This is a genomic window from Nocardioides sp. NPDC006303 (assembly GCF_040613175.1).
Classification (GTDB): Bacteria; Actinomycetota; Actinomycetes; order Propionibacteriales; family Nocardioidaceae; genus Nocardioides.
In genome coordinates, this window is the sequence record NZ_JBEXRR010000002.1 from 142,851 (window position 1) to 167,251 (window position 24,401).

The following is a 24,401-nucleotide window of genomic DNA, read 5'->3' on the forward strand; positions in this document are numbered from 1 at the left end:
TCAGATGTCCTTACCGGTCTTGCGCGAGATGCGAACGCTGCGCTCGGCGGCGTACGTCGACCCGTCGGGGCGACGCTTCTGGACCGTCTCACGGCGGTAGCCGACGCGAACCGGCTCGCCACCCTCGAGCAGCTGGACGTTGGAAACGTGGATCGGGGCCTCGGTGTTCACGATGCCGCCGGTGGTGCCGGCGCGGCCGCCCTGGTCCTGGACCTTGGTGTGCTTCTTGACGAGGTTGATGCCCTCGACGATCACACGGTCCTCCTGGGTGAGGACAGCGATCACCTTGCCGGAGCCGCCCTTGTCCTTACCAGCGATCACCTTGACGGTGTCGCCCTTCTTGATGTGCGAGCGACCCATCACAGCACCTCCGGCGCAAGCGAGATGATCTTCATGAACTTCTTGTCGCGCAGCTCGCGGCCGACCGGGCCGAAGATGCGGGTGCCTCGCGGCTCACCGTCGTTCTTGAGAATGACGGCGGCGTTCTCGTCGAAGCGGATGTACGAGCCGTCAGCGCGGCGGCGCTCCTTGACGGTGCGCACGATGACGGCCTTGACGACGTCACCCTTCTTCACGTTGCCACCGGGGATAGCGTCCTTGACGGTGGCGACGATGGTGTCGCCGATGCCGGCGTAGCGACGACCGGAACCACCGAGCACACGAATGCAAAGGATCTCCTTCGCACCAGTGTTGTCGGCGACCTTGAGTCGCGACTCCTGCTGGATCATTACTTCTCCTTGTCGAGCTGGTTCTCAACCGCATCCAGGGCGGTCGAGCCTTGCCGAACGTAATGGGATTTGATGGGCACAGGCCCAGCGAACAATGGTCGCTGGACCTGCGCCCTTTGGTCAATTTGGCGACGTTTGCCGCCTGCCGGATCCGTCTCTTACGAGACGAGGATCACTTGGCGCGCTCGACGACCTCGACGAGGCGCCACCGCTTGGTCGCGGACAGCGGCCGGGTCTCCATGACCAGGACGCGGTCGCCGATGCCGGCGGTGTTCTGCTCGTCGTGAGCCTTGAGCTTGCTGCTACGGCGCATGACCTTGCCGTAGAGCGGGTGCTTCACGCGGTCCTCGACCTCGACGACGATGGTCTTGTCCATCTTGTCGCTGACGACGAGGCCCTCGCGCACCTTGCGCGTGTTGCGCTCGGTGGTGTCCTGGGTGGACTCGGTAGCCATCTCAGGCCTCCTCAGTGGTCTCGGCACCCGGGGCCACGCGGATGCCGAGCTCGCGCTCACGCACCACGGTGTAGATCCGGGCGATGTCCTTCTTGACGGTGCGGAGCCGACCGTGGCTCTCCAGCTGGCCGGTGGCCGCCTGGAACCGGAGGTTGAACAGCTCCTCCTTCGCCTCGCGCAGCTTCGCCTCGAGGTCGACGTCGGTGAGCTCGTCCAGCTCGAACGCCTGCAGGGAGTTAGCCATCAGAACTCACCAGCCTCTCGCGTGATGAAACGGCACTTCATGGGCAGCTTGTGGATCGCGCGGCGCATCGCCTCGCGGGCCGTGTTCTCGTCGACACCGGAGAGCTCGAACATGACGCGGCCCGGCTTGACGTTGGCAACCCACCACTCGGGCGAACCCTTACCGGAACCCATGCGGGTCTCGGCGGGCTTCTTGGTCAGCGGGACGTCGGGGTAGATGTTGATCCACACCTTGCCGCCTCGCTTGATGTGACGAGTCATCGCGATACGCGCTGCCTCGATCTGGCGGTTGGTCACGTAGTGACCCTCGATCGCCTGGATGCCGTACTCACCAAACGCGAGCTTCGTGCCACCCTTGGCCACGCCAGTGCGCTTCGGGTGGTGCTGCTTGCGGTGCTTGACTCGACGGGGCATCAGCATGGGTCAGCCCTCCTGGGACGTGGTCTCGGCGGCGGGAGCCTCAGCGGCAGCCGGCGCCTCAGTCTTCGCCGCGCGGTCAGCGCGGTTCGGGCGGTCACCACGGGAGCCACGCGACGGACGGTCGCCGCCACGGCCACCGCGGCCGCCGCGCTCGCCACCGCGACCCGGGACGCCCGCACGGGCGGCCTGGGCGGCCTGACGCTCGGCGCGCGATCCGGAGACCTCGCCCTTGTAGATCCAGACCTTCACGCCGATGCGGCCGAAGGTCGTGCGGGCCTCGTAGAAGCCGTAGTCGATGTCCGCGCGAAGGGTGTGCAGCGGCACGCGACCCTCGCGGTAGAACTCGGTACGCGACATCTCGGCGCCGTTCAGACGACCCGAGCACTGGATCCGGATGCCCTTGGCACCGGAGCGCATGGTGGTCTGCATGGCCTTACGCATCGCGCGACGGAACTGAACGCGACCGCTGAGCTGCTCGGCGACACCCTGGGCGACCAGCTGAGCGTCGACCTCGGGGTTCTTGACCTCGAGGATGTTCAGCTGAACCTGCTTGCCGGTGAGCTTCTCCAGCTCGGTGCGGAGGCGGTCGGCCTCGGCGCCGCGGCGACCGATGACGATGCCGGGACGCGCGGTGTGGATGTCCACACGGACGCGGTCACGGGTGCGCTCGATCTCGACCTTGGCGATGCCGGCCCGCTCCATGCCCTTGCTGAGCAGCTTGCGGATCTTGACGTCCTCGCCGACGTACTCCTTGTACTGCTTGTCGGCGTACCAACGCGACTTGTGGTCGGTCGAGATGCCCAGGCGGAAGCCGTTCGGGTTGATCTTCTGACCCATTACTTCTTACCGCCCTTCTCGACGACGTCGGCCGGCTGCACGACCAGGGTGATGTGCGAGGTCCGCTTGTTGATGCGGGTCGCACGACCCTGGGCGCGGGGGCGCCAGCGCTTCATGGTCGGACCTTCGTCGACCATGGCGACCGAGACGACGAGGTCGTCACGGTCCAGACCCTCGGTCGACACCGCGTTGGCGATGGCGCTCTCGAGAACCTTGTAAACAGTCTCGGAGGCTGCCTGCGGCGCGAACTGCAGCAGGGACAGAGCCTCGTCGACGGGCAGGCCGCGGACCAGGTCGACGACGCGGCGTGCCTTCAGCGGGGTGATCCGCACGAAGCGGGCACTCGCGAAGGCACCCGGCTGGTCGCCGAGCAGGGAGTCGCGGCGGGCGCTGATGCGCTGCCGTTCGGTGGTGGTCATCGACGGCGTCCCTTCCGGTCGTCCTTGATGTGACCCTTGAACGTGCGGGTCGGGGCGAACTCGCCCAGCTTGTGACCGACCATCGAGTCGGACACGAAGACCGGGACGTGCTTGCGACCGTCGTGCACCGCGATGGTGTGACCGATCATCTCGGGCACGATCATCGAGCGGCGCGACCAGGTCTTGATCACGTTGTGGGTGCCCTTCTCGTTCTCGGCGTCCACCTTCTTCTGAAGGTGGTCGTCGATGAAGGGGCCCTTCTTCAGGCTGCGAGGCATTGCTTACTTCCTACCCTTCCCGCTCTTACGGCGGCGGATGATCTGCGAGTCAGAGGCCTTGCGCTTACGCGTACGGCCCTCGGGCTTACCCCAGGGGCTGACCGGGTGACGGCCACCAGAGGTCTTACCCTCACCACCACCGTGCGGGTGGTCGACCGGGTTCATGACGACACCGCGGACGGTCGGGCGAACGCCCTTCCACCGCATACGGCCGGCCTTGCCCCAGTTGATGTTGGACTGCTCGGCGTTGCCGACCTCACCGACGGTGGCGCGGCAGCGCACGTCGACGAAGCGCATCTCACCCGAAGGCATACGCAGCGTGGCCTTGGAGCCCTCACGAGCGACCAGCTGGGCGCTCATGCCGGCGGAGCGGGCGATCTTCGCGCCGCCACCCGGACGCAGCTCAACAGCGTGGATGGTGGTACCAACCGGGATGTTGCGCAGCGGGAGGTTGTTGCCGGGCTTGATGTCGGCGGTGGGACCGGACTCCACGACGGTGCCCTGGCTGACGCCGACGGGCGCGAGGATGTAGCGCTTCTCGCCGTCGAAGTAGTGCAGCAGGGCGATACGGGCGGTGCGGTTCGGGTCGTACTCGATGTGAGCGACCTTGGCCGGCACGCCGTCCTTGTCGTAGCGACGGAAGTCGATGATCCGGTAGGCCCGCTTGTGGCCACCACCCTTGTGACGAGTGGTGATACGGCCCTGGTTGTTGCGGCCGCCCTTCTTGGGAAGGGGCACCGTCAGCGACTTCTCCGGCGTGGTCCGAGTGATCTCGGCGAAGTCGGCCACCGACGAGCCACGACGGCCCGGGGTGGTCGGCTTGTACTTACGAATAGCCATGTTCAGTCAGTCCTTCTCACGCGCCGAAGATGTCGATGCGGTCGCCCTCAGCCAGGGAGACGATCGCGCGCTTGGTGTCGGGGCGCTTGCCCAGGCCGTAACGCGTACGACGGGCCTTGCCCTTGCGGTTGATCGTGTTGACCGAGGTCACCTTGACGTCGAACACCTTCTCGACCGCGATCTTGATCTCGGTCTTGTTCGCGTCGGGGCGAACGATGAAGGTGTACTTGTTCTGGTCGAGGAGGCCGTAGCTCTTCTCGGAGACCACCGGCGCGATCAGGATGTCGCGGGGGTCGTAGTGCAGCGTGCTCACTTGTCGGCCTCCTTCTTCTTGCCGGCCTCAACGAAACCAGCCGCGATAGCGTCCTCGGCGGACTTGAAGTAGAACTCCGCCTTGGTGGACTCGTACCAACGGCCGCCCGGGGCGTGGAACTTCTTGTCCTTGCCCTTGACGTTGCCCTTGACGTCGAAGCCCTCGGGGGCCGAGCCGTCCTCGAGCGGCGCGACAGCGCCCTCGGGGAGGTCGATCTCCTTGGCGGGCTCGACGGCAGCCTCCTTGATCGCGTCCTTCTCGACCTCACCGATGGTGACGGTCTCCTTGGCGGCGACGACCGGCTTGCCCGAGATGAAGACCTCGAAGGCCGGCTTGGAGAAGACAACGTCGTCAGAGACGAGGACGTCGTAGGTGTTGAGCTGGTCGGCCCAGAGCAGGTGCACCTCAGGGGCGTTGCGCAGGCTCAGTGCGGCGACGGACTCGGAGCGGTCCAGGACGACGAGGTAACGCTTGACGTCCGAGATCGCCTTGAGGGCGGTCAGCGCGGTCTTGGTGGAGGGCGCCTCGAGGGTGAACTCGGCCACGTGGATCTGGCCGGCACGAGCCCGGTCGGAGAGGGCACCGCGGAGGGCGGCAGCCTTCATCTTCTTGGGGGTGCGCTGGCTGTAGTCACGCGGCTGCGGGCCGTGGACGGTGCCACCACCGGCGAACTGCGGCGCGCGGGTCGAACCCTGACGGGCGCGACCGGTGCCCTTCTGCTTGTAGGGCTTGCGTCCACCGCCGCGGACCTCGCCGCGGGTCTTGGTGGAGTGCGTGCCCTGGCGCGCAGCGGCCTGCTGCGCGACGACGACCTGGTGGATCAGCGGGATGTTGACCTCAACATCGAAGATCTCAGCCGGGAAGTCGACCTTGACAGTCTTGATAGCCATGATCAGGCCTCCAGCTTCTTAGCAGCCGAGCGGAGGACCACGAGGCCACCCTTGGGGCCAGGAATGGCGCCCTTGACCAGGATGAGGCCCTTCTCGGTGTCGACGGCGTGCACGGTCAGGTTCTGGGTGGTGACGGTGTCAGTACCCATGTGACCGGCCATGCGGACGCCCTTGAACACGCGACCCGGGGTGGCGCAAGCGCCGATCGATCCCGGCTTGCGGTGGTTGCGGTGGGCACCGTGGGAGGCACCGACACCGGAGAAGCCGTGACGCTTCATGGTGCCCGCGAAACCCTTGCCCTTCGAGGTGCCCGTCACGTCGATCTCCTCGCCGATGGCGAAGGTGTCGACGGGGAGCTCCTGGCCGGCGGAGTACGTCGCGGCGTCGGCGGTGCGGATCTCGGCCAGGTGGCGGCGCGGCGTGGTGCCGGCCTTCTCGAACTGGCCGGCGCCCGGCTTGTTCACCTTGCGGCCGTCGATCTCGCCGTAGCCGATCTGCACGGCGTTGTAGCCGTCAGCCTCGGGGGTGCGGACCTGGGTCACGACGTTGGTGTTCGCCGCGATGACGGTCACGGGGACGACGACGTTGTTCTCGTCCCACAGCTGGGTCATGCCGAGCTTGGTGCCCAGGAGACCCTTCACGTTGCGTTCGATCGTCATGTCGTCAACCTCAGAGCTTGATCTCGATGTCGACACCAGCAGGCAGGTCGAGCCGCATGAGGGAGTCAACAGTCTTCGGGGTCGGGTCGATGATGTCGATGAGGCGCTTGTGGGTGCGCATCTCGAAGTGCTCGCGCGAGTCCTTGTACTTGTGGGGCGAGCGGATGACGCAGTACACGTTCTTCTCGGTCGGCAGCGGCACCGGGCCGGCGACCTTGGCACCCGTACGGGTGACCGTGTCCACGATCTTTCGCGCCGAGGTGTCGATCACCTCGTGGTCATAGGCCTTGAGCCTGATGCGGATCTTCTGTCCCGCCATCTGTCTCTCTCGTCCTTCTTGGTCAGCGTGCCGCGTGCTACAGGCTTCCTCCGGCTGAGTCGGCCCGGTTGCTCACCTCTGGCTCCGACCCCCGCGGTCGGGCGTGTCGCTTATTTTCCACAAGCAGACGCCGGACTTCTCGACGGGACTTTCACCATCAGCTTCACTGGAACCACGCCTTCGGGATGGGCACACGGCGACCACAGACCACATCCGGACAGGCTGATCAGCCTGCTCAGGTGACGCGATTCAGTAGTCAAGGTGTGCGCACCCCAGCGAACAGTTCACTGGAGCAACCAGAGAATCTTGTCACGCGTACGCAGGTGGCTCCAAATCAACGATGTCGTCTGGGTCGCTCTGAGAGGATGCCCCCAACCGAGCGAGTTCGCCGGTCGTCGTGACGAGGAGCATCCAGATGTCAGGAGTGTGGCCACCCCCACCGGGTGAGCAACCTCAACAGGGCGCGGCGAACCCGTCGGCCCCACCCCCGCCGGGCCAGCCGGTGCAGTCCCAGCCGGTGCAGGCCCAACCGGTGCAACCGGCGTGGGCCCAGCCGCTGCCACCGGCCCACAAGCCGGGAGCGATCCCGCTGCGCCCGCTGGGCCTCGGCGACATGCTCGACGGCGCCTTCCGGCTCGTACGCTTCAACCCCGGCGCCACGGTCGGCGCCTCGGTCCTCGTGGCGGCGGTCGCGATGGCCATCCCGCTGGGCGTGACCGCGGCGATGACCTTCACCGGCGACAGCCTGGAGTGGTTCGGGACCAGCGTCGAGGACCCCGCCTACTCGCCCGGCGGCTCCGAGGTCATCAGCATGCTGGTGGCCTTCGGCTCCTTCTTCCTCGGCTCGGTCCTGCAGGCGATCGGCGCGATCCTGGTTGCCGGGATGATCTCCCACGTAGCCCATGCCGCCGCGATCGGCCGCAAGCTCACCCTCGGCCAGGCGTGGGCGGCGACCCACGGCAAGCGCTGGCGGCTGATCGGGCTGGCGCTGCTGAGCGGAGTGGTCTTCACCCTGGTCCTGGCGGTCGCGACGACTCCCGTGGTGGTACTCGCGCTCGTCGTCGACAGCCCCGTCCCAGCCATCCTGGTCGGCATCCTGATGTTCCTGCTGCTGATCGTGGCCACCCTCTTCATGACGGTGCGGCTCTACCTGCTCGCGGTGCCAGCACTGATGCTGGAGCGCACCGGTGTCTTCGGCGCCATCGGGCGTGCCTGGCAGCTGTCGGCGAGACAGTTCTGGCGGCTCTTCGGGATCTGGCTGCTGGCCGCCATCATCGTCGGCTTCGCATCCCAGATCATCGCCTTCCCGATCAGTCTGGTCGCCAGCGTCGTGGGCGTCGTCCAGCCCGACCTCTACTTCCTCGCGACCATCGCCGGCAGCGCCGTCTCCACCGTGGTCTCCGCAGCGATCGTGACCCCGTTCAGCGGTGCGGTGACCAACCTGCAGTATCTCGACCAGCGCATCCGCAAGGAGTCCTACGAGGTCGAGCTGATGGAGCAGGCCGGGCTGCTGAGCAGATGATCCTCCTCCAACAGACCCCTCCTCTGACGCCGACGCCCGAGGAGGGTCGCTCCTGGCTCCGGCGCGAGCTGGCCGGGCCGGAGTACCACGACCTCGACCTCATCGAGCGGATCCTGCGCTGGATCGAGCGCACCCTGTCCGACGGCCTGCCGTCGGTCGGCGACGTGCCCTGGGCCCAGACCGTCGCCGCGATGGTCGTCTTCGCGGCGCTCCTGGTCGGGATCGGCCTGCTGGTCTCACGGGCCCGGCGCAGCCCCCGGGTCGCCCGCGACCGCAACGGGGACGTCCTCACCGACGAGTCGCTCTCCGCGGCCGCGCTCAGGGCGCGGGCCGAGGCTGCGTACGCCTCGGGGGATCACGGCGCCGCCGTGATCGACGGGTTCCGTGCCCTGGCCAGACGACAGGTCGAGCGCGGCCGGCTCGCGGAGGACCCCGGGCTGACCGCGGCCGAGGTCGCCGCCAGCTTGGAGCGGGAGATGTCGCTCGAGGGCCGTGCCGGACAGGCCGCGGAGCTGTTCAACGAGGTGCTCTATGGCGACCATCCGGCCACGCGCGAGCAGGCCGAGGGCGTACTCGCTCTCGAGCAGGAGCTGGCGGTGGCGCGATGAGCTCCGAGACGCTGGTTGAGCCGCCGGAGCCGCTAGGCGAAGGCGTGTCGAAACCAACACGGTCGTCTGATGGTTGGTTCCGACGGAACCGGCCGCTTCTGATCGTCGCGCTGGCCTTCGTGATCGCGGTCGTGCTGGCGTACATCGCGACGCCGAAGGGCGGGGAGTCCTTTGCCGCGTACGACCCCGAGAGCCCCGACCCCGACGGCACCCGGGCGCTGGTCGAGGTGCTCGAGGACCACGGTGTCGAGGTCGAGATCGTTCGCTCCTCGAAGCGCCTGGAGAGCACCGAGATCGGGCGGGACACGACGGTCTTCGTGACCGGCACCGACGCCCTCGGCGAGGACACCGCATCCCGGCTGCGCGAGCGCACCGACGACGCCGCCGGGCTGATCCTGGCCGAGCCCGCCCCCTACGTGTCGGCGATGCTCGGCATCCCCTACGCGGTCGCCCAGACGCCCGAGAAGGTCGAGGCGGGCTGCGACGACCCGCGCTGGGAAGGGCTCAGCATCCAGGCCGATGCGGTCACTGCGTACGACACCGGCTCCTGCTTCCCGCACGAGGGCGGCGCGGTGCTGGCGCCCGCGGAGGGGCTCACCGTCTGGGGCGCGCCGCAGGTGCTGACCAACGACCAGATCCTGCGGGCGGACAACGCGGCGGTGGCGCTGCGGCTGCTGGGCGAGAACGACCACCTGGTCTGGTACGTCCCCTCCTTCGACGACCTCGCGCCCGACGAGGCCCACTCCCCCAGCTCGTTCCTGCCGCGCTGGATCAAGCCGGCCCTGTGGCTCCTGCTGCTCGCGGTCGTCGCCTTCGCCGTCGCCCGCGGACGGCGGCTGGGTCCGCTGGCGGTCGAGCCGCTGCCGGTCCATGTCCGCGCCGGGGAGACGACGCGCAGCCTGGGCCGGCTCTACCGCCGTTCCGGTGACCGCACGCACGCCGCGACGACGCTGCGGCAGGCCGCCCGCACCCGCCTCGCCCAGCGACTGCGGCTGGGGCGCGATGCCACCCCGGAGGCCGTCGTACGCGCCGTCGTCCAGCGCACCGGACGACCGGATCTCGAGGTCTCCGCGCTGCTCACCGACGCCCCGATCGAGAACGACCAAGACCTGATCACGCTGGCCAACGCGCTGGCTGCCCTTGAGGAAGAGGTACGACACCCATGACCCAATCCGAGACCATCGCCAACGTGTCGCCCGACGGCGCACGGGAGCGGCTCACCGCGGTCCGGGCCGAGGTCGCCAAGGCGGTCGTCGGGCAGGATGCCGCGGTCTCCGGGCTGCTGGTCGCGCTGGTGTGCGGCGGCCACGTGCTCATGGAGGGCGTACCCGGCACCGCCAAGACCCTGCTGGTGCGGTCGCTGTCGGCGGCGCTGTCGGTGGAGACCCGCCGCGTGCAGTTCACCCCCGACCTGATGCCCGGCGACATCACCGGGTCGATGGTGGTCGAGTCCTCCCACGGCGAGCTCACCTTCCGGGAGGGACCCGTCTTCACCAACCTGCTCCTCGCCGACGAGATCAACCGCACCCCACCGAAGACGCAGTCGGCGCTGCTCGAGGCCATGGAGGAGGGCCAGGTCTCGGTCGACGGGGTCACCCGCCCGCTGCCGCGCCCGTTCCTGGTGGCCGCGACCCAGAACCCGATCGAGTACGAGGGCGTCTACCCGCTCCCCGAGGCGCAGCTGGACCGGTTCCTGCTGAAGGTCGTCCTCCCGGTGCCCTCGCGCTCCGACGAGGTGCAGATCCTCAACCGCCACGCCTCCGGCTTCGACCCGCGCGACGTCGCCGGGGCCGGGGTTGCGGCGGTCGCCTCGGGCGCCGACATCGAGGCCGCCCGGCAGCACGTCTCGACGGTCCAGGTCTCCCCCGAGGTCACCGGCTACATCGTCGACATCGCCCGGGCAACGCGCGAGTCGCCGTCGCTGTCTGCCGGAGTGTCGCCGCGAGGCGCCACCGCGCTGCTCCGCTCCGCGCGCGCCTGGGCCTGGCTCGCCGGCCGCGACTTCGTGACCCCCGACGACGTGAAGAGCCTGGCTCACGCCACCCTTGCCCACCGCCTCGCCCTACGCCCCGAGGCCGAACTGGAAGGCGTCCAGGTCAGCCAGGTCCTGAGCTCCGCCATCGGCGCCGTCCCAGTCCCCCGATGACTCGCCGAGAAGTCAGTTTCTGGCGCCGAGAGGTCAGTTTCTGGGCGCGAGACGTCAGTTCTTCCGTGTCGAGGCGGCCCTGATGACGATCACCTGGCGCGTACCACTGCTCATGCTGGCCGGCATCGTCCCTGTCGTCCTACGCCCGGCCGGGAGCACGGCGGCGGTCTGGATCCTGGTCGTGCTGGCGCTGGCGCTCATCGATGTGTTCCTGGCGCCCAAGCCGGCGACCCTGGAGATCAGCAGGGTTCCGCTCGGCGGGATCAGGCTGGGCGAGTCGACGACGTCGGAGCTGATGGTCCGCTCCCCTGCCCGCGGCTTCCGGGCGCTGGTGCGCGATGCCTGGCAGCCCACCGCCGGTGCTGGTCACAACCGGCATCGGATCCGGCTCGCTCGCGGCGACAGCACCAGGCTGCGTACGCCGCTGCAGCCGCGGCGCCGCGGAGATCTGCGCGCGTTGGGCGTGACGGTGAGGGCGTACGGTCCCTTGGGTCTGGGCGCTCGGCAGCGCACGATCCCGGTGGAGGGCTCGGTGCGGGTGCTGCCCGCCTTCGAGTCGCGCAAGCACCTGCCCTCGCGGCTCCAGCGCCTGCGCGAGCTCGATGGTCGGGCCGCGGTCCGGGTGCGCGGGCAGGGGACGGAGTTCGACTCGCTGCGGGAGTACGTCCGCGGTGACGACGTACGCTCCATCGACTGGCGCACCACCGCCCGGTCCCGCACCGTCGTGGTCCGCACCTGGCAGCCCGAGCGGGACCGCCGCGTGGTGCTGGTGCTCGACACCTCCCGCACCTCGGCCGGCCGGATCGAGGGCGCCGGCGGAGGCGTGCCACGGCTCGACTCCGCCATGGATGCCGGACTTCTGCTCGCCGCCATCGCCTCGCGGGCAGGCGACCGGATCGACTTCATCGCCGGCGACCTGCGCGTACGCTCCCGGGTCCGGCTCGCCGGCCAGCGCGACGTCACCCAGCGGCTGCAGGAGACGATGGCCGACCTCGAGCCGGTCATCGCCGAAGCCGACTGGTCCAACCTCGCCGGCGCGGTCGCCGGCCTCGGCCGCCACCGCGCGCTCGTCGTCCTGCTGACGCCCCTCGACCCGCACGCGATCGAAGAGTCGCTCCTCCCCGTCCTTCCGGTCCTGACCCAGCACCACCGCGTCGTCATCGCCTCCGTCCGCGACCCCGAGCTCGAGGCCACCGCCGCCTCGCGCGACACCCTCGAGGACGTGTACGCCGCGGCCGCCGCCGAGCAGACCCTCCGCCGCCGCGACCACACCGCCGCCATGCTCCGCACCCTCGGCGTCGACATCGTCGACACCGACGCCGAGTCCCTCCCGCCCGCTCTCGCCGACCACTACCTGCAGCTCAAGGCCACCGGTCAGCTCTAAGCCTGGGTGGCGACGCGGTCCTCGAGCAGGCGGTCGTCGATGTCGCCCGTCTCGCCTCGGGAGGCGGCGGCGCGGCCGACGATGAAGACGTACGCGAAGAACGCGAGCTCGGCGAGGACGCCGATGCCGACGCGGGCCCAGGTGGGTAGGGGCGAGGGGGTGACGAAGGCTTCGATGATGCCGGAGATCAGGAGCACGACGATGAGGCCGAGAGCGATGCCGGCGGCGGTGCGGCCTTCCCGGGCCATCGACTGCCCGCGGGTCAGCGAGCCGGGGTCGATCCAGGACCAGAAGATCCGCAGGCCGACGGCGCCGGCGACGAAGACTGCGGTCAGCTCCAGCAGTCCGTGAGGAAGGATCAGGCCCCAGAAGAGGCCACCGCGGTCGTGGCGGTGCATCAGGGTGCCGAGGATGGCCAGGTTGGAGATGTTCTGGAACATCGAATAGATCACCGGCAGCCCGAGCACACCGAGGGCGATGCAGATGAACGAGACCCAGACGTTGTTGACCCAGACCTGGGTGGCGAACGACGAGGCGGCGTGCTCGCTGTAGTAGCCCTCGATGTCGTGCTCGACCAGCTGCTTGACCTGCTCCGGTCCGAGCAACGACTGCTCGACCTCCGGGTGGCGCAGCAGCCACCAGATCATGATGGCGGTGACGACGATGTTGGCCGCCATCATCCCCAGCCACCACCAGCGCAGCCGGTAGAGCGCGGCCGGGAACCGATGCGTGAAGAACCGCAGGAAACCCGACCAGGTGCTCGTCCGGGTGCCGGTGGTGCGGTTGCGGGCAGCGGCCAGCAGCACCGAGAGATGCTGCACGGCCGTCGGGTCAGGGGCGTTGCTGCGTACGACCGAGAGCTGGGTGCTCACCCGCTGATAGAGCTCGACCAGCTCGTCTGCCTGGGCGCCGTTCAGCCGGCGCTCGGCCAGCAGCTGCTCGAGCCTGGTCCGGTCGGCGGCGGTAGCGGCCAGATACGCGTCGAGATCCACGCCCGCAGCGTACGCTGACCGCCATGACCTCCGCGCCGCAATCGCCCGAGCGACGCCCCCAGGAGCAGCGCCCCCGAGAACGGGAACTGCTCACCGACGACGACCTGATCACCGGAGACGCGGTCGCCCTCGACCTGCCGGCCGCCGGGCTGGGGATGCGGCTGCTGTCGGGTCTCATCGACGTGATCGTGGTGATGGCGCTGCTGATCGTGACGCTGTTCGTCTTCATGACCGCTGCTCCCGCAACCGACGAGGCCCTGGCCTGGGCCGCCTACATCGCGGCCACCGCTTCGGTCCTCGTGGTCTTCCCGACGGCCATCGAGACGCTCACCCGCGGCCGCTCGCTCGGCAAGCTCGCGCTCGGCCTCCGTACGGTGCGCGACGACGGCGGGGCGATCAGCTTCCACCATGCGTTCGTACGCGCCCTGATCGGCGTCGTCGAGATCTACGCCACCAGCGGCGCCGTCGCCTTCCTCTCCGCGATGATCCACCCGCGCGGCAAGCGGCTGGGCGACATAGCGGCCGGGACGTACGTCATCCGCGTGCGCGTGCCGCTGCGTCCCCCGGCACCAATCCAGATGCCCCGTGGGCTCGCCGCCTGGGCCTCTCGCGCGGACGTCGCCACCATCCCGGTCGGCCTGTCCCTGGCGGTGCGCCGGTTCCTCTCCGGCGAGGTCGGCACCTACACCGACCCGGTCCGCCGCCACGCTCTCGCAGAGCGCCTGGCGACCCACATGCAGACGTACGTCGCCCCTGGCCCACCTCCGGGCACGCCGCCCGAGGCCTATCTGGCTGCCGTGCTCGCCACCCGCCGCGATCGAGACGCGGCCCGGCTCGCCCGCGACGAGGAGCTCCGGTCGCGGCTCACCGCGCGCTAGGACGTCTTGAGGCGCTTGGCGCTGAGCCCGACCGCCTTCAGCTCCAGCTCGGCCAGCCTCGCCACCACGTCGGCGTCGCCGTCACGCCAGGCGCTGACCGGGTCGTCGCTGATCTTGACCAGCTTGTGCAGCGGCTGGGTCGCCATCGCGCGCAGCGCCACCAGATCGGCGCCGGTGCCAGCCTCCAAGAACCGCTGGGTAGAGGTCGCGTTGCGGATGTACCGCCACCGCAGCGGCACATAGATCATCAGCCACATCAGCACCGGGATGAGCACGACCGCGATCGCCAGCCCGATCGCGATGCTGGAGACGGCCTCGACCTGCGCCTCCCCGGCCGCACGGAGCTGGTCGGCGGCCTTCGCGGCGCCCTCGAACGGGACTGCGATGCCGTCCTTGACCAGCGGCAGGTCATCGACCTTCCCGGCCGCCTCGAGCAGCTTCACGGAGAGCGAGGTGCCGGCGTCGTCCATCTTCTCGCCGGGCACGGCGAGTGCCGAGACCATCTCGTGGACGAATCTGCCGAGAAGGACCCAGCCGGCGATCCACGCCACCGTCAGCAGGTCGGCGAACAGCTGGGCGGCGAGGCGTGGGGGCCTGTCGGCGTACAACTTCATGCCGCTGATCTTCGCGGTTCCGCGCCTACAGATCAGTCACGACACGGGTAGTTCGGGTCAACGCCGGTAGAGCAGGTCGGTGATGACCCGGTCCTTGGCCAGTCCCTTGCGCTCGAACTTGGTCACCGGGCGCTCGTCCCAACGGTCCACCACACCACCGCTCAGGAGCGGCTCGGCGTCGAGGACCTCGACCATCTGCTCGGCGTACTCGACCCAGTCGGTCGCCAGCCGCCAGATCCCGCCGGGGGCCAGCCGTTCCGCGATCATCCGTGCGTTGGCGGGCGTCACCAGCCGCCGCTTGTGGTGGCGGGTCTTGTGCCACGGGTCGGGGAAGAACGTCCAGATCTCGCTGACCGACCCCGGCTCGACCAGGTTCTCGAGCGTCCAGAGCGCGTCGACGCTGCAGAATCGCACGTTCGTCGCGCCCGCGGCGCCCACCCGGGCCAGGCTCTCCGCGACCCCGGGCCGCCACACCTCCAGCGCCAGGATGTTGACCTCGGGACGGTTGGCCGCCAGCACCGCGGTCGCCTCTCCCACGCCACCGCCGATGTCGACGATCAGGGGCGCCTTGCGACCGAACCAGCTCTCCAACGAGAAACCGGGCTCGTCGACCGCCTCGTCCGGGATCACCCACTCCGCTGCGTACGCGTCCCAGGCGCGCTGCTGCTTGGGGTCCAGCCGGCTGCCGCGTCGGGTGTAGGTGAGGACCTCTCTTACCGTGCGGCCGTCATCGAGCAGCTTCTGGTGGGGTCTTGCTGGGCGGATGGGGTGGTTTGGCTCTGTCATCTCTTCTTGCCTTGGTCTCGTGGCGCGCTGACTCGGCGCTTTCCTAAGCAGCAAGGAGCATCTGACCACAGCAAAGGACCCCCTTCGCCTTGCGGCTCCGGGGGCCCTTCACTGTGGATCAGACGATCACTTGATGATCTTCGTAACCCGACCCGCGCCGACGGTGCGACCGCCCTCACGGATAGCGAACTTCAGACCCTCGTCCATCGCGATGGGCTGGATGAGCTCGACCGACATCTCGGTGTTGTCACCCGGCATGACCATCTCGGTGCCCTCGGGGAGGGTCACAACGCCGGTCACGTCCGTGGTCCGGAAGTAGAACTGCGGACGGTAGTTGTTGAAGAACGGGGTGTGACGGCCACCCTCCTCCTTCGAGAGGATGTAGACAGAGCCCTCGAAGTTGGTGTGGGGGGTCGTGGTGCCCGGCTTGATGACAACCATGCCGCGCTCGACGTCCTCGCGCTTGGTGCCACGGAGCAGCAGCCCGACGTTCTCGCCGGCCTGGCCCTCGTCGAGCAGCTTGCGGAACATCTCGACGCCGGTGACGGTCGACTTCTGCGAGGTCTCGCGGATGCCGACGATCTCGACCTCCTCACCGACCTTGACGATGCCGCGCTCGATACGACCGGTGATGACGGTGCCACGACCGGTGATCGTGAAGACGTCCTCAACGGGCATCAGGAACGGCTTGTCGGTCTCACGAGCCGGGGTCGGGATGTAGTCGTCGACGGCCTGCATGAGCTCGGCAACCGAGTCCATCCACTTCTGCTCGCCCTGCAGGGCGGGGTAAGCGGCAACGCGCACGACCGGGAGGTCGTCACCCGGGAACTCGTACTCGCTGAGGAGCTCGCGCACCTCCATCTCGACGAGCTCGATGAGCTCCTCGTCGTCGACCATGTCGCACTTGTTGAGCGCGACGACGATCGACGGCACGCCGACCTGGCGGGCCAGGAGCACGTGCTCCTTGGTCTGCGGCATCGGGCCGTCGGTGGCGGCGACCACGAGGATCGCGCCGTCCATCTGCGCGGCACCGGTGATCATGTTCTTGATGTAGTCCGCGTGACCCGGGCAGTCGACGTGAGCGTAGTGACGCGACTCGGTCTGGTACTCGATGTGCGCGATCGAGATCGTGATCCCGCGCTGGCGCTCCTCGGGGGCCTTGTCGATGTCCTCGAACGCGAACTCCGGGTTCAGGTCCGGGTACTTCGCGTGCAGCACCTTCGAGATCGCCGCGGTAAGGGTCGTCTTACCGTGGTCGATGTGACCGATGGTGCCGATGTTGACGTGCGGCTTGTTCCGCTCGAACTTCGCCTTAGCCACTGTGGGCTCCTCCTGGTGTGATTTTCTTACTGACTCGTACTGAGTGGTGGTGCTGCCGAAGTCCCTGGACGGGCGACCCGAAGGTCACTCGCCACGGGCCTTCTTGATGATCTCGTCGGCGACGTTCGTGGGAACCTCGGCGTACGAGTCGAACTCCATCGAGTACGACGCCTGACCGCTGGTCTTGGACCGCAGGTCACCGACGTACCCGAACATCTCTGAGAGCGGGACGAGAGCCTGGACGACCATGTCGCCGTGGCGCTCCTCCTGCGACGACACCTGGCCGCGGCGGGAGTTGATGTCGCCGATGACGGTGCCGAGGTAGGTGTCGGGGGTCGTCACCTCTACCGCGAACATCGGCTCCAGCAGGACGGCCTTCGCCATCCGCGCGGCCTCCTTGAATGCCTGGTTGCCGGCGATCTTGAAGGCGAGCTCGGAGGAGTCGACGTCGTGGTAGGCGCCGTCCTCGAGCGAGACCTTCACATCGACCATGGGGAAGCCGGCGAGAATACCGAACTCCATAGCGTCCTGAGCACCCTGGTCGACCGAAGGGATGTACTCCTTCGGCACGCGACCACCGGTGACGTTGTTGGCGAACTCGTAGCCCGCACCGAGGCCGGTCTCCTCGTCGATGTTGGGCTCGACGGAGATGACGACCTTCGCGAACTGACCCGAACCACCGGTCTGCTTCTTGTGGGTGTAGCTGTGGTTCGCGACCTTCTTGCGAAGCGTCTCGCGGTAGGCGACCTGCGGCTTGCCGACGGTGGCCTCGACCTTGAACTCGCGCTTCATCCGGTCGACGAAGACCTCCAGGTGGAGCTCGCCCATACCGGCGATGATCGTCTGGCCGGTCTGCTCGTCGGACTTGACCGTGAAGGTCGGGTCCTCCTCGGTGAGGCGCTGGATCGCGGTGCCGAGCTTCTGCTGGTCGCTCTTGGTCTTCGGCTCGATGGCGACCTCGATCACCGGGGCCGGGAAGCTCATCGACTCGAGCACCACCGGGTGGGTCGGGTCGCACAGGGTGTGACCCGTCTTCGACTCCTTCAGACCCATGACCGCGACGATTTGGCCGGCGCCCACCGAGTTGATCTCCTCACGCTTGTTCGCGTGCATCTGGTAGATCTTGCCGATGCGCTCCTTGCGGCCGTTGATCGGGTTGACCACGGTCGCACCCGCCTCGACCTTGCCGGAGTAGACGCGCAGGTAGAACAGCTTGCCCAGGTGCGGGTCGGAGGCGATCTTGAAGACCAGGCCGGAGAACGGCTCGTCGTCGGAAGGCTTCCGGGAGACCTCGACCTCCTCGTCCTTGACGTCGTGGCCGATGATCGACTCGACGTCGAGCGGGGAGGGCAGGTAGTCGACGACCGCGTCGAGCAGGGGCTGGACACCCTTGTTCTTGAACGCGGTGCCGGTGAGGATCGGGTTGAGCTTGTCGGCGAGGGTCGCGCGACGGATGGCGGCCTTCAGGGTGGGGACGTCGAAGACGTCGCCCTCCTCGAGGTAGACCTCCATGATGTCGTCGTCGGCCTCGGCGAGGGTCTCGACCAGCTTCTCGCGGTATTCCGCAGCCTTGTCGGCGAGGTCGGCCGGGATCTCCTCGATCACGTAGTCCTCGCCCATCGCGGTCTCGCCGCGCCAGACCTTGGCGTGCATCTCGACCAGGTCGACGACGCCGATGAAGTCGGACTCGGCGCCGATCGGCAGCTGCAGCACCAGCGGGGTGGCGTGCAGCTTGTCGACGATGGAGTCGACGACCATGTAGAAGTCGGCACCGGTGCGGTCGAGCTTGTTGACGAAGCACATCCGCGGGACGGCGTACTTGTTCGCCTGACGCCACACGGTCTGCGACTGCGGCTCGACACCGGCGACACCGTCGAAGACGGCGACGGCGCCGTCGAGGACGCGCAGCGAGCGCTCGACCTCAACGGTGAAGTCGACGTGCCCGGGGGTGTCGATGATGTTGATCTGGTGGTCCTTCCACCAGCAGGTCGTCGCGGCGGACGTGATCGTGATGCCGCGCTCCTGCTCCTGCTCCATCCAGTCCATCGTGGCAGCGCCGTCGTGGACCTCACCGATCTTGTACGAGATACCGGTGTAGAACAGGATGCGCTCGGTGGTGGTGGTCTTACCGGCATCGATGTGCGCCATGATGCCGATGTTGCGGACCACATTGAGGTCCGTGGTGATGTCGACGGCCACTGTCTTCAGCGTTCCTTAAAGAGATTGTCTTCGGTCTGGATGGGCGGGGTGCCCACATTGTGCGGCAGGCACCCCGCCGTACGTCACCAGCGGTAGTGCGCGAAGGCCTTGTTGGACTCGGCCATCTTGTGGGTGTCCTCACGCTTCTTCACAGCGGCACCGAGGCCGTTGCTCGCGTCGAGGATCTCGTTCATCAGGCGCTCGGCCATCGTCTTCTCACGACGGTCCTGGGCGTAGCCGACGAGCCAGCGCAGCGCGAGCGTGGTGCCACGCGTGCCCTTGACCTCGATCGGAACCTGGTAGGTCGCGCCACCGACACGGCGGGACTTGACCTCGATCGCCGGCTTCACGTTGTCCATGGCGCGCTTGAGCGTGACCACGGGGTCGGTGCCGGTCTTCTCGCGGCAGCCCTCGAGCGCGGTGTAGACGATGCGCTGGGCGACCTGCTTCTTGCCGTCCTGGAGGACCTTGCTGACGAGCTGGGTTACGAGCTGCGAGCCGTAGACGGGGTCGACGACGAGCGCACGCTTGGGAGCGGGACCCTTACGAGGCATGTCACTTCTCCTTCTTCGCGCCGTAGCGCGAACGGGCCTGCTTGCGGTTCTTGACACCCTGGGTGTCGAGCGTGCCGCGAATGATCTTGTAACGCACACCGGGGAGGTCCTTCACACGACCGCCGCGGACGAGCACGATGGAGTGCTCCTGAAGGTTGTGGCCCACACCCGGGATGTAAGCGGTGACCTCGACGCCGGAGGAGAGGCGCACACGGGCGACCTTCCGGAGGGCGGAGTTCGGCTTCTTCGGGGTGGTGGTGTAGACGCGCGTGCAGACGCCACGGCGCTGCGGCGATCCCTTGAGGGCAGGCGTCTTCGACTTCGTCGCCTTGTCCTCGCGGCCCTTGCGGACCAGCTGGTTGATTGTGGGCACCTCGGTGGTTCCCCTTCTTTTCTGCTCTCACTACGCGGCGCTCTGCCGCGAAGGATCCAATGTTGTGCGTCCAGGTGGTGCGATACCAACTGGTCCCGCCTCGCCCCCGAGGTCGGGCGTGTCGCCCTTACCTCAACGCACACGTTGGCGGATCTTTCGAACCGAATCCCCGTACTGAGGGCGCCGAACCCGGGTCCGAGACCTATCTCTCGAGCTTGTTCCGGGCACGCGCGACGGCCTGGTTGTCCCAGACACGCTTCAGAGGCTACCCGGCGGCTTGAGAGGGGGTCAAAACGGCCCGGATACCACCTCTGAGTGCGGCGAGGACCAGCACCCCCGCAAGCGTACCCAACAACACCAGAGCACCACTCGCGTACAGGGTCGTGCGGGCACCGAAGTGCTCGCCGACGAAACCGATGAGCGGGGCACCCAGCGGGGTGCCGCCCATCAGGACCGTCATGTAGATCGCCATCACCCGGCCGCGGAACTCCGGGGCCGCCTCGGTCTGCATGGTGGCGTTGCAGGCGTTGAGGGTCGTGATCGTGAAGAAGCCGAGCACGGGCGAGATCAGGGCGAAGAGCGCGTACGTCGGCATCAGCCCGGACACGATGACCGTGAGGCCGAAGCCGGTCGCCGCCAGCACGATCAGCCTGAGCGGGATCCGGGTGCGGCGGGCGCCGAGCAGGGCGCCGGAGAGCGAGCCGATGGCCAGGACGGTGCCGAGCAGGCCGTACTCGCTGGCGCCCTTGCCGAACTCCTCGGTCGCCATCAGCGCCGAGGTGATCGGGAAGTTCGCCCCGAAGGTGCCGACGAAGAAGATGATCACCAGGACCATCAGCATCTTGGGCTGCGTACGGATGTAGCCGATGCCCTCGCGCAGCATCCCGCTCCGCCGGGCGACGGGGTCGGGCGAGTGCAGCTCGGCGGTGTTCATCCGCTGCAGCTGGCCGATCACGGCGAGGTAGGAGACGGCGTTGATGAGGATCACCCAGCCGGTCGCCTGGGGGCCGCTCCCCAGCAAGCCGATGAGGAGCCCGGCCAGCGCAGGTCCGATCAGCCGGGCGAGGTTGAACGAGGCCGAGTTGAGGCCGACGGCGTTGGTGAGGTCGTCGGGGTGGACCATCTCCGAGACGAACGACTGACGGCCGGGGCCGTCGAAGGCGGCGCCGGTGCCGAAGAGGAACGCGATCACGTAGACCATCCACACCTCGGCGTGGCCGCTCACCGCCAGCACACCGAGGAGCAACGACATCAGGGCCATCCAGCCCTGGGCCACCTGCAGCAGGCGGCGCTTCGGGAAGCGGTCGGCGATGACCCCGGCGTAGGGGCTGAGCAGGAGGATGGGCAAGAACTGCAGGCCCGTGGTGATACCGAGTGCCGCTCCCCCGCCGCCGAGGCTCAGGACCAACCAGTCCTGGGCGATGCGTTGCATCCAGGTGCCGACGTTGGAGACGACACTGCCGGCTAGGTAGAGGCGGTAGTTGTGGCTGCGCAGGGAACGGAACGTGGGACTCAACTGGTGGCTATTCTCTCCATGATCGAAGCGGCTGTGCGGAGGGCGGCGAGCTCGTCCGCATCGAGGTCGACGAGCTGCTGGGCGAGCCAGGCGTCCCGGCTGAGCCGGTCCTTGCGTACGGTCCGGCGGCCCTTGTCGGTGATCGAGACCAGCACCTGGCGGCGGTCGGTCTCACCCTGGCGGCGGACGACGTAGCCGCCCTCCTCGAGGAAGTTGACCATCCTGGTCATGCTCGGCGGCTGGACGCGCTCGCGCCCGGCGAGAGCGCCGAGGGTCATCTCGTCGTTGGCGTACAACGCCCCGAGCACCGCCATCGACCCCAGGGAGAGGTCGTTGTCAGGGTGGCGCTCGTTGGCCAGGCGGCGGCGCATCCGCATGACGGAGGTGCGCAGCACCGACGCGACCTCGGGGATGTCGGAGGCCGCGTCGGGCGCGGAGGCTGGCTGTGCGGTAGGCATGTCGGTAAGCATAACTGCTTACCGGCGCTAACTATTCCGGCAAGAGACGGCGCCCCGGTGAGGGCGCCGTCACAGGGTCAGGACATCGCGGCGAGCATCAGGATGTCGTCGCGGCTGTAGGTGCGGCCGGGGTGAGCCTCCGCGAGGTGCTCCTGCACCTTCTCGACCAGCTCGTCGTCGGTCTCCGTGCGGAAGTTGGTGCCACAGGGGCAGCGGAGCGAAGCCATCAGGGACCTCCAAGTCGTCAGCGTTCCTCCCCACCCTACCGGCTGGTGGTGACCCATAAGATGGGGTCCCATGAGCGACCAGTACCGCGACGACGACTATTCCGGCACCTACCCGGAGCAGCAGTACGACGGGTACGACGGCGACTACTACACCGAGACTGCCCCCGATGATGGGCATGGCTACCCCCAGGACTACGTCTACGACGAGCCGCCTGTCGAGGAGCCTGTCCAGGCCGCCCCCGAGCCGAAGATCGAGCTGGTCGACCAGGACGGCATCCGCGCCTTCGAGCTCGCCACCCTCGGCTGGCTCGTCGGGTTCGTCGCCCTGCTCCCCTTCTGGGGCCTGCTCAACGACCGCGGCTGGACCTGGTGGATCTGGACCTGCCTGGCCGCCTTCGGCATCGGCGCGATCGGCATCGAGCTGACCCGGCGCCGCAAGGCCCGCCGGCTGCGCGCCGAGGGTCTCGCCTAGAACCGCTCGGCTAGAAGGCCTCGGCGTCGTCGCTGATCGTGTCGAAGACCGGGTCCGGCAGCGGCTGCGGCTCGTGCTTCTTCGCCAGCCGCACCTCCGAGTGCGCACCGCACCCGTGGTTGAGGCTGACAACCTTGCCGTCGTCGTTGGCGTCGCCGTTGGCGCAGACACCGAAGCTCGTGGCCAGGTGGCCGGTCAGCCGGACCAGGAAGCCACAGCTGTGGCACTGGTCGGGGGCTGCCTGCGCGAGCGGCGCCTCGGGGCCGCCGTCACCGGCGTACCACCGCTCGGCGGCGGCGTCGAAGCCGGAGACGGACAGGGTCCGGACACGGCCGAGGCCGAGGTCCTTGGCGACCTCACGCACCTGAGCCTTCTCGTCGGCGTCGAGCGGGTCGTCACCGAAGGCGTACGTCGGGACCAGCCGCGCGTCGTCGTCCTCGACCGGGAGCAGATCACCGGGCGAGAGGTCGCCCGGCTTGATCCGTTCGCGGTAGGGCACCCAGGCCGGCGCGACGATCGCGGCGTCACCGGGGACGAGGACGACCTCGTTGATGGTCACCGGCGCATCGACACCGAATCCCGGGCCGTCGAGCGAGGGCACGGTGACGAGCGTGACCGACCAGTGCCACCCGACGTAGCCCTTGCGGGTGCAGGCGAACAGGTGGGTCACTACGCCCGGGCCGGCACCCTTCTCGACCACATGGCCGAGATGTTCTCCGACGTCACCGGCTGGCACGTCGGACAGGAGCGCGGAGCGGGCCTCGTCGACGGCAGCGACGGCCGTCGCATCGGCGTACGGGGTCGTGATCACGGACCACATCTTCACCCACATGCGCCTCAGGTGCCACTTCGGGGTCACCTTGCGCCACCACAACCTGAACTTCCGCACAACGCGTGATCCTCCCAGACGTACGCCTCTACTGCACAGTCACGACAGCCCTTGAAATGGCCAACACCCGCCGGAGCGTGGCTACGGCGGGTGTTGGTGACGCTTGGCTACTGAAGAGCGCGCGTGGAGACCATGGAGAGGACGTACTCGACGAGCGAGATCAGCGTCGCCTTGGTCGACTGGCGGTCGCGAGCGTCACAGGTGACGATCGGGATGTCCGGGCGCAGGGCCAGGGCCTCGCGGATCTGCTCCGGCTTGTAGGCCTGGTTGGCGCCGAAGACGTTGTGGGCCACGACGAACGGCACGTTGCGGGACTCGAAGTAGTCGATCGCGCCGAAGGAGTCGGCGAGGCGACGGGTGTCGATGAGCACCACGGCGCCGATGGCGCCCTGGGTCAGGTCGTCCCACATGAACCAGAAGCGGTTCTGACCGGGGGTGCCGAACAGGTAGAGGATCAGGTCGGAGTCGAGGGAGACTCGACCGAAGTCCATGGCGACCGTGGTCGTCTTCTTGTTGGGCACTGCGGAGAGGTCGTCGACGCCGGCGGTCGCCTGCGTCATCACGGCCTCGGTCGTCAGGGGGACGATCTCCGAGACGGAGCCCACGAAGGTCGTCTTACCAACGCCGAACCCGCCGGCGATGACGATCTTCGCAGACATCGTCGCCTGCTTGGAGTCGGTGGTCACTGCATTACTCCTGTCAAAGCTTCCTCAGGCCGGACAGCACGCGCTCGAGGAGAGCGGTGTCCGGGGCGTCCGGGACCTTGCTGGCGTGCACCTGCACCACGCCGCGCTCCGCAAGGTCACCGATCAGGACTCGGGCGACACCCAGGGGCACCCGGATGAGCGCCGCGACCTCAGCGACGGAACGGCTCTCGCGGCAGAGCTCTGCGATCGTCCGCTCCTCGGGCGACCGGACGTAGCCGTCGATCACGTAACGGTCAGTGATCACCAGTGCTTCCATCGGGAAGACGCGCTTGGGTTGCGTGCGGCCACGGGTCAGGGCATAAGGCCTGACCAGCGGCGGCGGTTCGGATGCGTGGTTGCTCACGATCTCGGTCCTA

Annotated in this window: 33 protein-coding genes; 7 read left to right on the forward strand and 26 right to left on the reverse strand. The window is 68.1% G+C overall.

Annotated elements, in window-relative coordinates; genetic code table 11:
• The 13 genes from rplX to rpsJ all read right to left on the reverse strand — a co-directional run bounded on the left by rplX (position 1) and on the right by rpsJ (position 6,400).
• Positions 1-360, reverse strand: a complete 360-nt coding sequence (gene rplX, locus ABZY89_RS02245) for a 50S ribosomal protein L24 (protein WP_091052390.1) — start codon at positions 358-360, stop codon at positions 1-3.
• Entirely contained in the window at positions 360-728 is a 369-nt protein-coding gene (rplN, locus tag ABZY89_RS02250) for a 50S ribosomal protein L14 (protein ID WP_008361015.1), read from the reverse strand. The genes rplX and rplN overlap by 1 nt, the downstream gene beginning before the upstream one ends.
• A 172-nt stretch (positions 729-900) precedes the next feature.
• Positions 901-1,182 carry a 30S ribosomal protein S17 gene (rpsQ, locus tag ABZY89_RS02255; RefSeq protein ID WP_336734596.1) on the reverse strand — a complete coding sequence of 94 codons (282 nt, stop codon included), beginning with the start codon at positions 1,180-1,182 and terminating at the stop codon, positions 901-903.
• A 1-nt stretch (position 1,183) separates the two neighbouring features.
• Positions 1,184-1,426, reverse strand: coding sequence for a 50S ribosomal protein L29 (gene rpmC, locus ABZY89_RS02260; RefSeq protein WP_292648878.1), 243 nt, complete (start codon positions 1,424-1,426; stop codon positions 1,184-1,186).
• Positions 1,426-1,845: a 50S ribosomal protein L16 gene (gene rplP, locus ABZY89_RS02265; RefSeq protein WP_183544361.1), complete on the reverse strand. Its 420-nt coding sequence runs from the start codon at positions 1,843-1,845 to the stop codon at positions 1,426-1,428. The genes rpmC and rplP overlap by 1 nt, the downstream gene beginning before the upstream one ends.
• A 3-nt stretch (positions 1,846-1,848) precedes the next feature.
• A complete protein-coding gene (gene rpsC / locus ABZY89_RS02270; RefSeq protein WP_355224293.1) occupies positions 1,849-2,682 on the reverse strand; it encodes a 30S ribosomal protein S3 in 834 nt (277 codons plus the stop codon).
• Positions 2,682-3,101: a 50S ribosomal protein L22 gene (gene rplV, locus ABZY89_RS02275; RefSeq protein ID WP_091052384.1), complete on the reverse strand. Its 420-nt coding sequence runs from the start codon at positions 3,099-3,101 to the stop codon at positions 2,682-2,684. Before rplV ends, rpsC begins: the two co-directional genes overlap by 1 nt.
• Positions 3,098-3,379 carry a 30S ribosomal protein S19 gene (gene rpsS, locus ABZY89_RS02280; RefSeq protein ID WP_008361004.1) on the reverse strand — a complete coding sequence of 94 codons (282 nt, stop codon included), beginning with the start codon at positions 3,377-3,379 and terminating at the stop codon, positions 3,098-3,100. The genes rplV and rpsS overlap by 4 nt, the downstream gene beginning before the upstream one ends.
• 3 nt (positions 3,380-3,382) lie before the next feature.
• Entirely contained in the window at positions 3,383-4,219 is an 837-nt protein-coding gene (gene rplB, locus ABZY89_RS02285) for a 50S ribosomal protein L2 (RefSeq protein WP_160027008.1), read from the reverse strand.
• A 16-nt stretch (positions 4,220-4,235) separates the two neighbouring features.
• Complete coding sequence (gene rplW / locus ABZY89_RS02290) at positions 4,236-4,532, reverse strand: 50S ribosomal protein L23 (RefSeq protein WP_008360999.1); 297 nt, start codon at positions 4,530-4,532, stop codon at positions 4,236-4,238.
• Positions 4,529-5,422: a 50S ribosomal protein L4 gene (gene rplD / locus ABZY89_RS02295; RefSeq protein WP_355224295.1), complete on the reverse strand. Its 894-nt coding sequence runs from the start codon at positions 5,420-5,422 to the stop codon at positions 4,529-4,531. The genes rplW and rplD overlap by 4 nt, the downstream gene beginning before the upstream one ends.
• A 2-nt stretch (positions 5,423-5,424) precedes the next feature.
• Positions 5,425-6,081: a 50S ribosomal protein L3 gene (gene rplC, locus ABZY89_RS02300; RefSeq protein WP_355224297.1), complete on the reverse strand. Its 657-nt coding sequence runs from the start codon at positions 6,079-6,081 to the stop codon at positions 5,425-5,427.
• Between the two features lie 10 nt (positions 6,082-6,091).
• Entirely contained in the window at positions 6,092-6,400 is a 309-nt protein-coding gene (gene rpsJ, locus ABZY89_RS02305) for a 30S ribosomal protein S10 (protein WP_008360994.1), read from the reverse strand.
• A gap of 415 nt (positions 6,401-6,815) precedes the next feature.
• On the opposite strand from rpsJ, the gene ABZY89_RS02310 reads away from it, so the two are divergent.
• The 5 genes from ABZY89_RS02310 to ABZY89_RS02330 all read left to right on the forward strand — a co-directional run bounded on the left by ABZY89_RS02310 (position 6,816) and on the right by ABZY89_RS02330 (position 12,060).
• Positions 6,816-7,922, forward strand: a complete 1,107-nt coding sequence (locus ABZY89_RS02310) for a hypothetical protein (protein WP_355224299.1) — start codon at positions 6,816-6,818, stop codon at positions 7,920-7,922.
• Positions 7,919-8,530: a DUF4129 domain-containing protein gene (locus ABZY89_RS02315; RefSeq protein ID WP_355224301.1), complete on the forward strand. Its 612-nt coding sequence runs from the start codon at positions 7,919-7,921 to the stop codon at positions 8,528-8,530. Before ABZY89_RS02310 ends, ABZY89_RS02315 begins: the two co-directional genes overlap by 4 nt.
• Before the next feature lie 44 nt (positions 8,531-8,574).
• Complete coding sequence (locus tag ABZY89_RS02320) at positions 8,575-9,696, forward strand: DUF4350 domain-containing protein (RefSeq protein ID WP_355224303.1); 1,122 nt, start codon at positions 8,575-8,577, stop codon at positions 9,694-9,696.
• Complete coding sequence (locus ABZY89_RS02325; RefSeq protein WP_355224305.1) at positions 9,693-10,676, forward strand: MoxR family ATPase; 984 nt, start codon at positions 9,693-9,695, stop codon at positions 10,674-10,676. Before ABZY89_RS02320 ends, ABZY89_RS02325 begins: the two co-directional genes overlap by 4 nt.
• Before the next feature lie 82 nt (positions 10,677-10,758).
• On the forward strand, positions 10,759-12,060 hold the full coding sequence (locus tag ABZY89_RS02330) for a DUF58 domain-containing protein (RefSeq protein ID WP_355224307.1): 1,302 nt from the start codon (positions 10,759-10,761) through the stop codon (positions 12,058-12,060).
• Here ABZY89_RS02330 and ABZY89_RS02335 read toward each other — a convergent pair.
• The gene (locus tag ABZY89_RS02335) at positions 12,057-13,052 is read right to left on the reverse strand and encodes a stage II sporulation protein M (RefSeq protein WP_355224309.1); all 996 of its coding nucleotides are present in this window, start codon (positions 13,050-13,052) and stop codon (positions 12,057-12,059) included. The two genes, ABZY89_RS02330 and ABZY89_RS02335, sit on opposite strands and share 4 nt — an antisense overlap.
• A 23-nt stretch (positions 13,053-13,075) precedes the next feature.
• On the opposite strand from ABZY89_RS02335, the gene ABZY89_RS02340 reads away from it, so the two are divergent.
• Entirely contained in the window at positions 13,076-13,930 is an 855-nt protein-coding gene (locus ABZY89_RS02340; RefSeq protein ID WP_355224310.1) for an RDD family protein, read from the forward strand.
• Here the strand turns inward: ABZY89_RS02340 and ABZY89_RS02345 are convergent.
• From ABZY89_RS02345 to ABZY89_RS02385, 9 genes are all read right to left on the reverse strand, one after another.
• Positions 13,927-14,544 (reverse strand): hypothetical protein, encoded by a 618-nt coding sequence (locus ABZY89_RS02345; RefSeq protein ID WP_355224312.1) that lies wholly within the window; start codon positions 14,542-14,544, stop codon positions 13,927-13,929. The two genes, ABZY89_RS02340 and ABZY89_RS02345, sit on opposite strands and share 4 nt — an antisense overlap.
• Before the next feature lie 57 nt (positions 14,545-14,601).
• On the reverse strand, positions 14,602-15,330 hold the full coding sequence (trmB, locus tag ABZY89_RS02350; RefSeq protein WP_355224314.1) for a tRNA (guanosine(46)-N7)-methyltransferase TrmB: 729 nt from the start codon (positions 15,328-15,330) through the stop codon (positions 14,602-14,604).
• A 126-nt stretch (positions 15,331-15,456) separates the two neighbouring features.
• The gene (gene tuf / locus ABZY89_RS02355; RefSeq protein WP_141806232.1) at positions 15,457-16,650 is read right to left on the reverse strand and encodes an elongation factor Tu; all 1,194 of its coding nucleotides are present in this window, start codon (positions 16,648-16,650) and stop codon (positions 15,457-15,459) included.
• Positions 16,651-16,734: 84 nt separating this feature from the next.
• Positions 16,735-18,849, reverse strand: coding sequence for an elongation factor G (gene fusA / locus ABZY89_RS02360; protein ID WP_355017740.1), 2,115 nt, complete (start codon positions 18,847-18,849; stop codon positions 16,735-16,737).
• An 83-nt stretch (positions 18,850-18,932) separates the two neighbouring features.
• A complete protein-coding gene (rpsG, locus tag ABZY89_RS02365; RefSeq protein WP_292648923.1) occupies positions 18,933-19,403 on the reverse strand; it encodes a 30S ribosomal protein S7 in 471 nt (156 codons plus the stop codon).
• A 1-nt stretch (position 19,404) separates the two neighbouring features.
• On the reverse strand, positions 19,405-19,776 hold the full coding sequence (gene rpsL, locus ABZY89_RS02370) for a 30S ribosomal protein S12 (RefSeq protein WP_091052356.1): 372 nt from the start codon (positions 19,774-19,776) through the stop codon (positions 19,405-19,407).
• A 265-nt stretch (positions 19,777-20,041) separates the two neighbouring features.
• Positions 20,042-21,292, reverse strand: coding sequence for an MFS transporter (locus tag ABZY89_RS02375; protein WP_355224316.1), 1,251 nt, complete (start codon positions 21,290-21,292; stop codon positions 20,042-20,044).
• Positions 21,289-21,750: a MarR family transcriptional regulator gene (locus tag ABZY89_RS02380; RefSeq protein WP_355224319.1), complete on the reverse strand. Its 462-nt coding sequence runs from the start codon at positions 21,748-21,750 to the stop codon at positions 21,289-21,291. The genes ABZY89_RS02375 and ABZY89_RS02380 overlap by 4 nt, the downstream gene beginning before the upstream one ends.
• A gap of 77 nt (positions 21,751-21,827) precedes the next feature.
• Positions 21,828-21,977, reverse strand: coding sequence for a DUF1059 domain-containing protein (locus tag ABZY89_RS02385; protein ID WP_091052351.1), 150 nt, complete (start codon positions 21,975-21,977; stop codon positions 21,828-21,830).
• Between the two features lie 70 nt (positions 21,978-22,047).
• On the opposite strand from ABZY89_RS02385, the gene ABZY89_RS02390 reads away from it, so the two are divergent.
• Positions 22,048-22,449, forward strand: a complete 402-nt coding sequence (locus ABZY89_RS02390; protein ID WP_355224321.1) for a DUF2530 domain-containing protein — start codon at positions 22,048-22,050, stop codon at positions 22,447-22,449.
• Positions 22,450-22,459: 10 nt separating this feature from the next.
• Here ABZY89_RS02390 and ABZY89_RS02395 read toward each other — a convergent pair whose 3' ends face one another.
• The 3 genes from ABZY89_RS02395 to ABZY89_RS02405 all read right to left on the reverse strand — a co-directional run bounded on the left by ABZY89_RS02395 (position 22,460) and on the right by ABZY89_RS02405 (position 24,388).
• The gene (locus ABZY89_RS02395) at positions 22,460-23,281 is read right to left on the reverse strand and encodes a DUF3027 domain-containing protein (protein ID WP_355224537.1); all 822 of its coding nucleotides are present in this window, start codon (positions 23,279-23,281) and stop codon (positions 22,460-22,462) included.
• 164 nt (positions 23,282-23,445) lie between these two features.
• Positions 23,446-23,997, reverse strand: coding sequence for an ATP/GTP-binding protein (locus ABZY89_RS02400; protein ID WP_084101379.1), 552 nt, complete (start codon positions 23,995-23,997; stop codon positions 23,446-23,448).
• A 40-nt stretch (positions 23,998-24,037) separates the two neighbouring features.
• Positions 24,038-24,388 (reverse strand): DUF742 domain-containing protein, encoded by a 351-nt coding sequence (locus tag ABZY89_RS02405; protein WP_008360948.1) that lies wholly within the window; start codon positions 24,386-24,388, stop codon positions 24,038-24,040.
• Positions 24,389-24,401: the final 13 nt, after the last annotated feature.

Coding starts and splice junctions, on each gene's coding strand:
- ABZY89_RS02310 (WP_355224299.1), top strand. CDS start 6,816: ATGTCAGGAGTGTGGCCACCCCCACCGGGTGAGCAACCTCAACAGGGC.
- rpmC (WP_292648878.1), bottom strand. CDS start 1,426: ATGGCTAACTCCCTGCAGGCGTTCGAGCTGGACGAGCTCACCGACGTC.
- ABZY89_RS02400 (WP_084101379.1), bottom strand. CDS start 23,997: ATGTCTGCGAAGATCGTCATCGCCGGCGGGTTCGGCGTTGGTAAGACG.
- ABZY89_RS02390 (WP_355224321.1), top strand. CDS start 22,048: ATGAGCGACCAGTACCGCGACGACGACTATTCCGGCACCTACCCGGAG.
- rpsQ (WP_336734596.1), bottom strand. CDS start 1,182: ATGGCTACCGAGTCCACCCAGGACACCACCGAGCGCAACACGCGCAAG.
- ABZY89_RS02385 (WP_091052351.1), bottom strand. CDS start 21,977: ATGGCTTCGCTCCGCTGCCCCTGTGGCACCAACTTCCGCACGGAGACC.
- rpsC (WP_355224293.1), bottom strand. CDS start 2,682: ATGGGTCAGAAGATCAACCCGAACGGCTTCCGCCTGGGCATCTCGACC.
- rplV (WP_091052384.1), bottom strand. CDS start 3,101: ATGACCACCACCGAACGGCAGCGCATCAGCGCCCGCCGCGACTCCCTG.
- ABZY89_RS02340 (WP_355224310.1), top strand. CDS start 13,076: ATGACCTCCGCGCCGCAATCGCCCGAGCGACGCCCCCAGGAGCAGCGC.
- ABZY89_RS02380 (WP_355224319.1), bottom strand. CDS start 21,750: ATGCCTACCGCACAGCCAGCCTCCGCGCCCGACGCGGCCTCCGACATC.
- ABZY89_RS02395 (WP_355224537.1), bottom strand. CDS start 23,281: ATGTGGGTGAAGATGTGGTCCGTGATCACGACCCCGTACGCCGATGCG.
- ABZY89_RS02345 (WP_355224312.1), bottom strand. CDS start 14,544: ATGAAGTTGTACGCCGACAGGCCCCCACGCCTCGCCGCCCAGCTGTTC.
- rpsS (WP_008361004.1), bottom strand. CDS start 3,379: ATGCCTCGCAGCCTGAAGAAGGGCCCCTTCATCGACGACCACCTTCAG.
- ABZY89_RS02330 (WP_355224307.1), top strand. CDS start 10,759: ATGACGATCACCTGGCGCGTACCACTGCTCATGCTGGCCGGCATCGTC.
- rpsJ (WP_008360994.1), bottom strand. CDS start 6,400: ATGGCGGGACAGAAGATCCGCATCAGGCTCAAGGCCTATGACCACGAG.
- rplD (WP_355224295.1), bottom strand. CDS start 5,422: ATGGCTATCAAGACTGTCAAGGTCGACTTCCCGGCTGAGATCTTCGAT.
- rplN (WP_008361015.1), bottom strand. CDS start 728: ATGATCCAGCAGGAGTCGCGACTCAAGGTCGCCGACAACACTGGTGCG.
- rplP (WP_183544361.1), bottom strand. CDS start 1,845: ATGCTGATGCCCCGTCGAGTCAAGCACCGCAAGCAGCACCACCCGAAG.
- rpsG (WP_292648923.1), bottom strand. CDS start 19,403: ATGCCTCGTAAGGGTCCCGCTCCCAAGCGTGCGCTCGTCGTCGACCCC.
- trmB (WP_355224314.1), bottom strand. CDS start 15,330: ATGACAGAGCCAAACCACCCCATCCGCCCAGCAAGACCCCACCAGAAG.
- ABZY89_RS02315 (WP_355224301.1), top strand. CDS start 7,919: ATGATCCTCCTCCAACAGACCCCTCCTCTGACGCCGACGCCCGAGGAG.
- rplB (WP_160027008.1), bottom strand. CDS start 4,219: ATGGCTATTCGTAAGTACAAGCCGACCACCCCGGGCCGTCGTGGCTCG.
- ABZY89_RS02325 (WP_355224305.1), top strand. CDS start 9,693: ATGACCCAATCCGAGACCATCGCCAACGTGTCGCCCGACGGCGCACGG.
- rplX (WP_091052390.1), bottom strand. CDS start 360: ATGGGTCGCTCGCACATCAAGAAGGGCGACACCGTCAAGGTGATCGCT.
- rplC (WP_355224297.1), bottom strand. CDS start 6,081: ATGACGATCGAACGCAACGTGAAGGGTCTCCTGGGCACCAAGCTCGGC.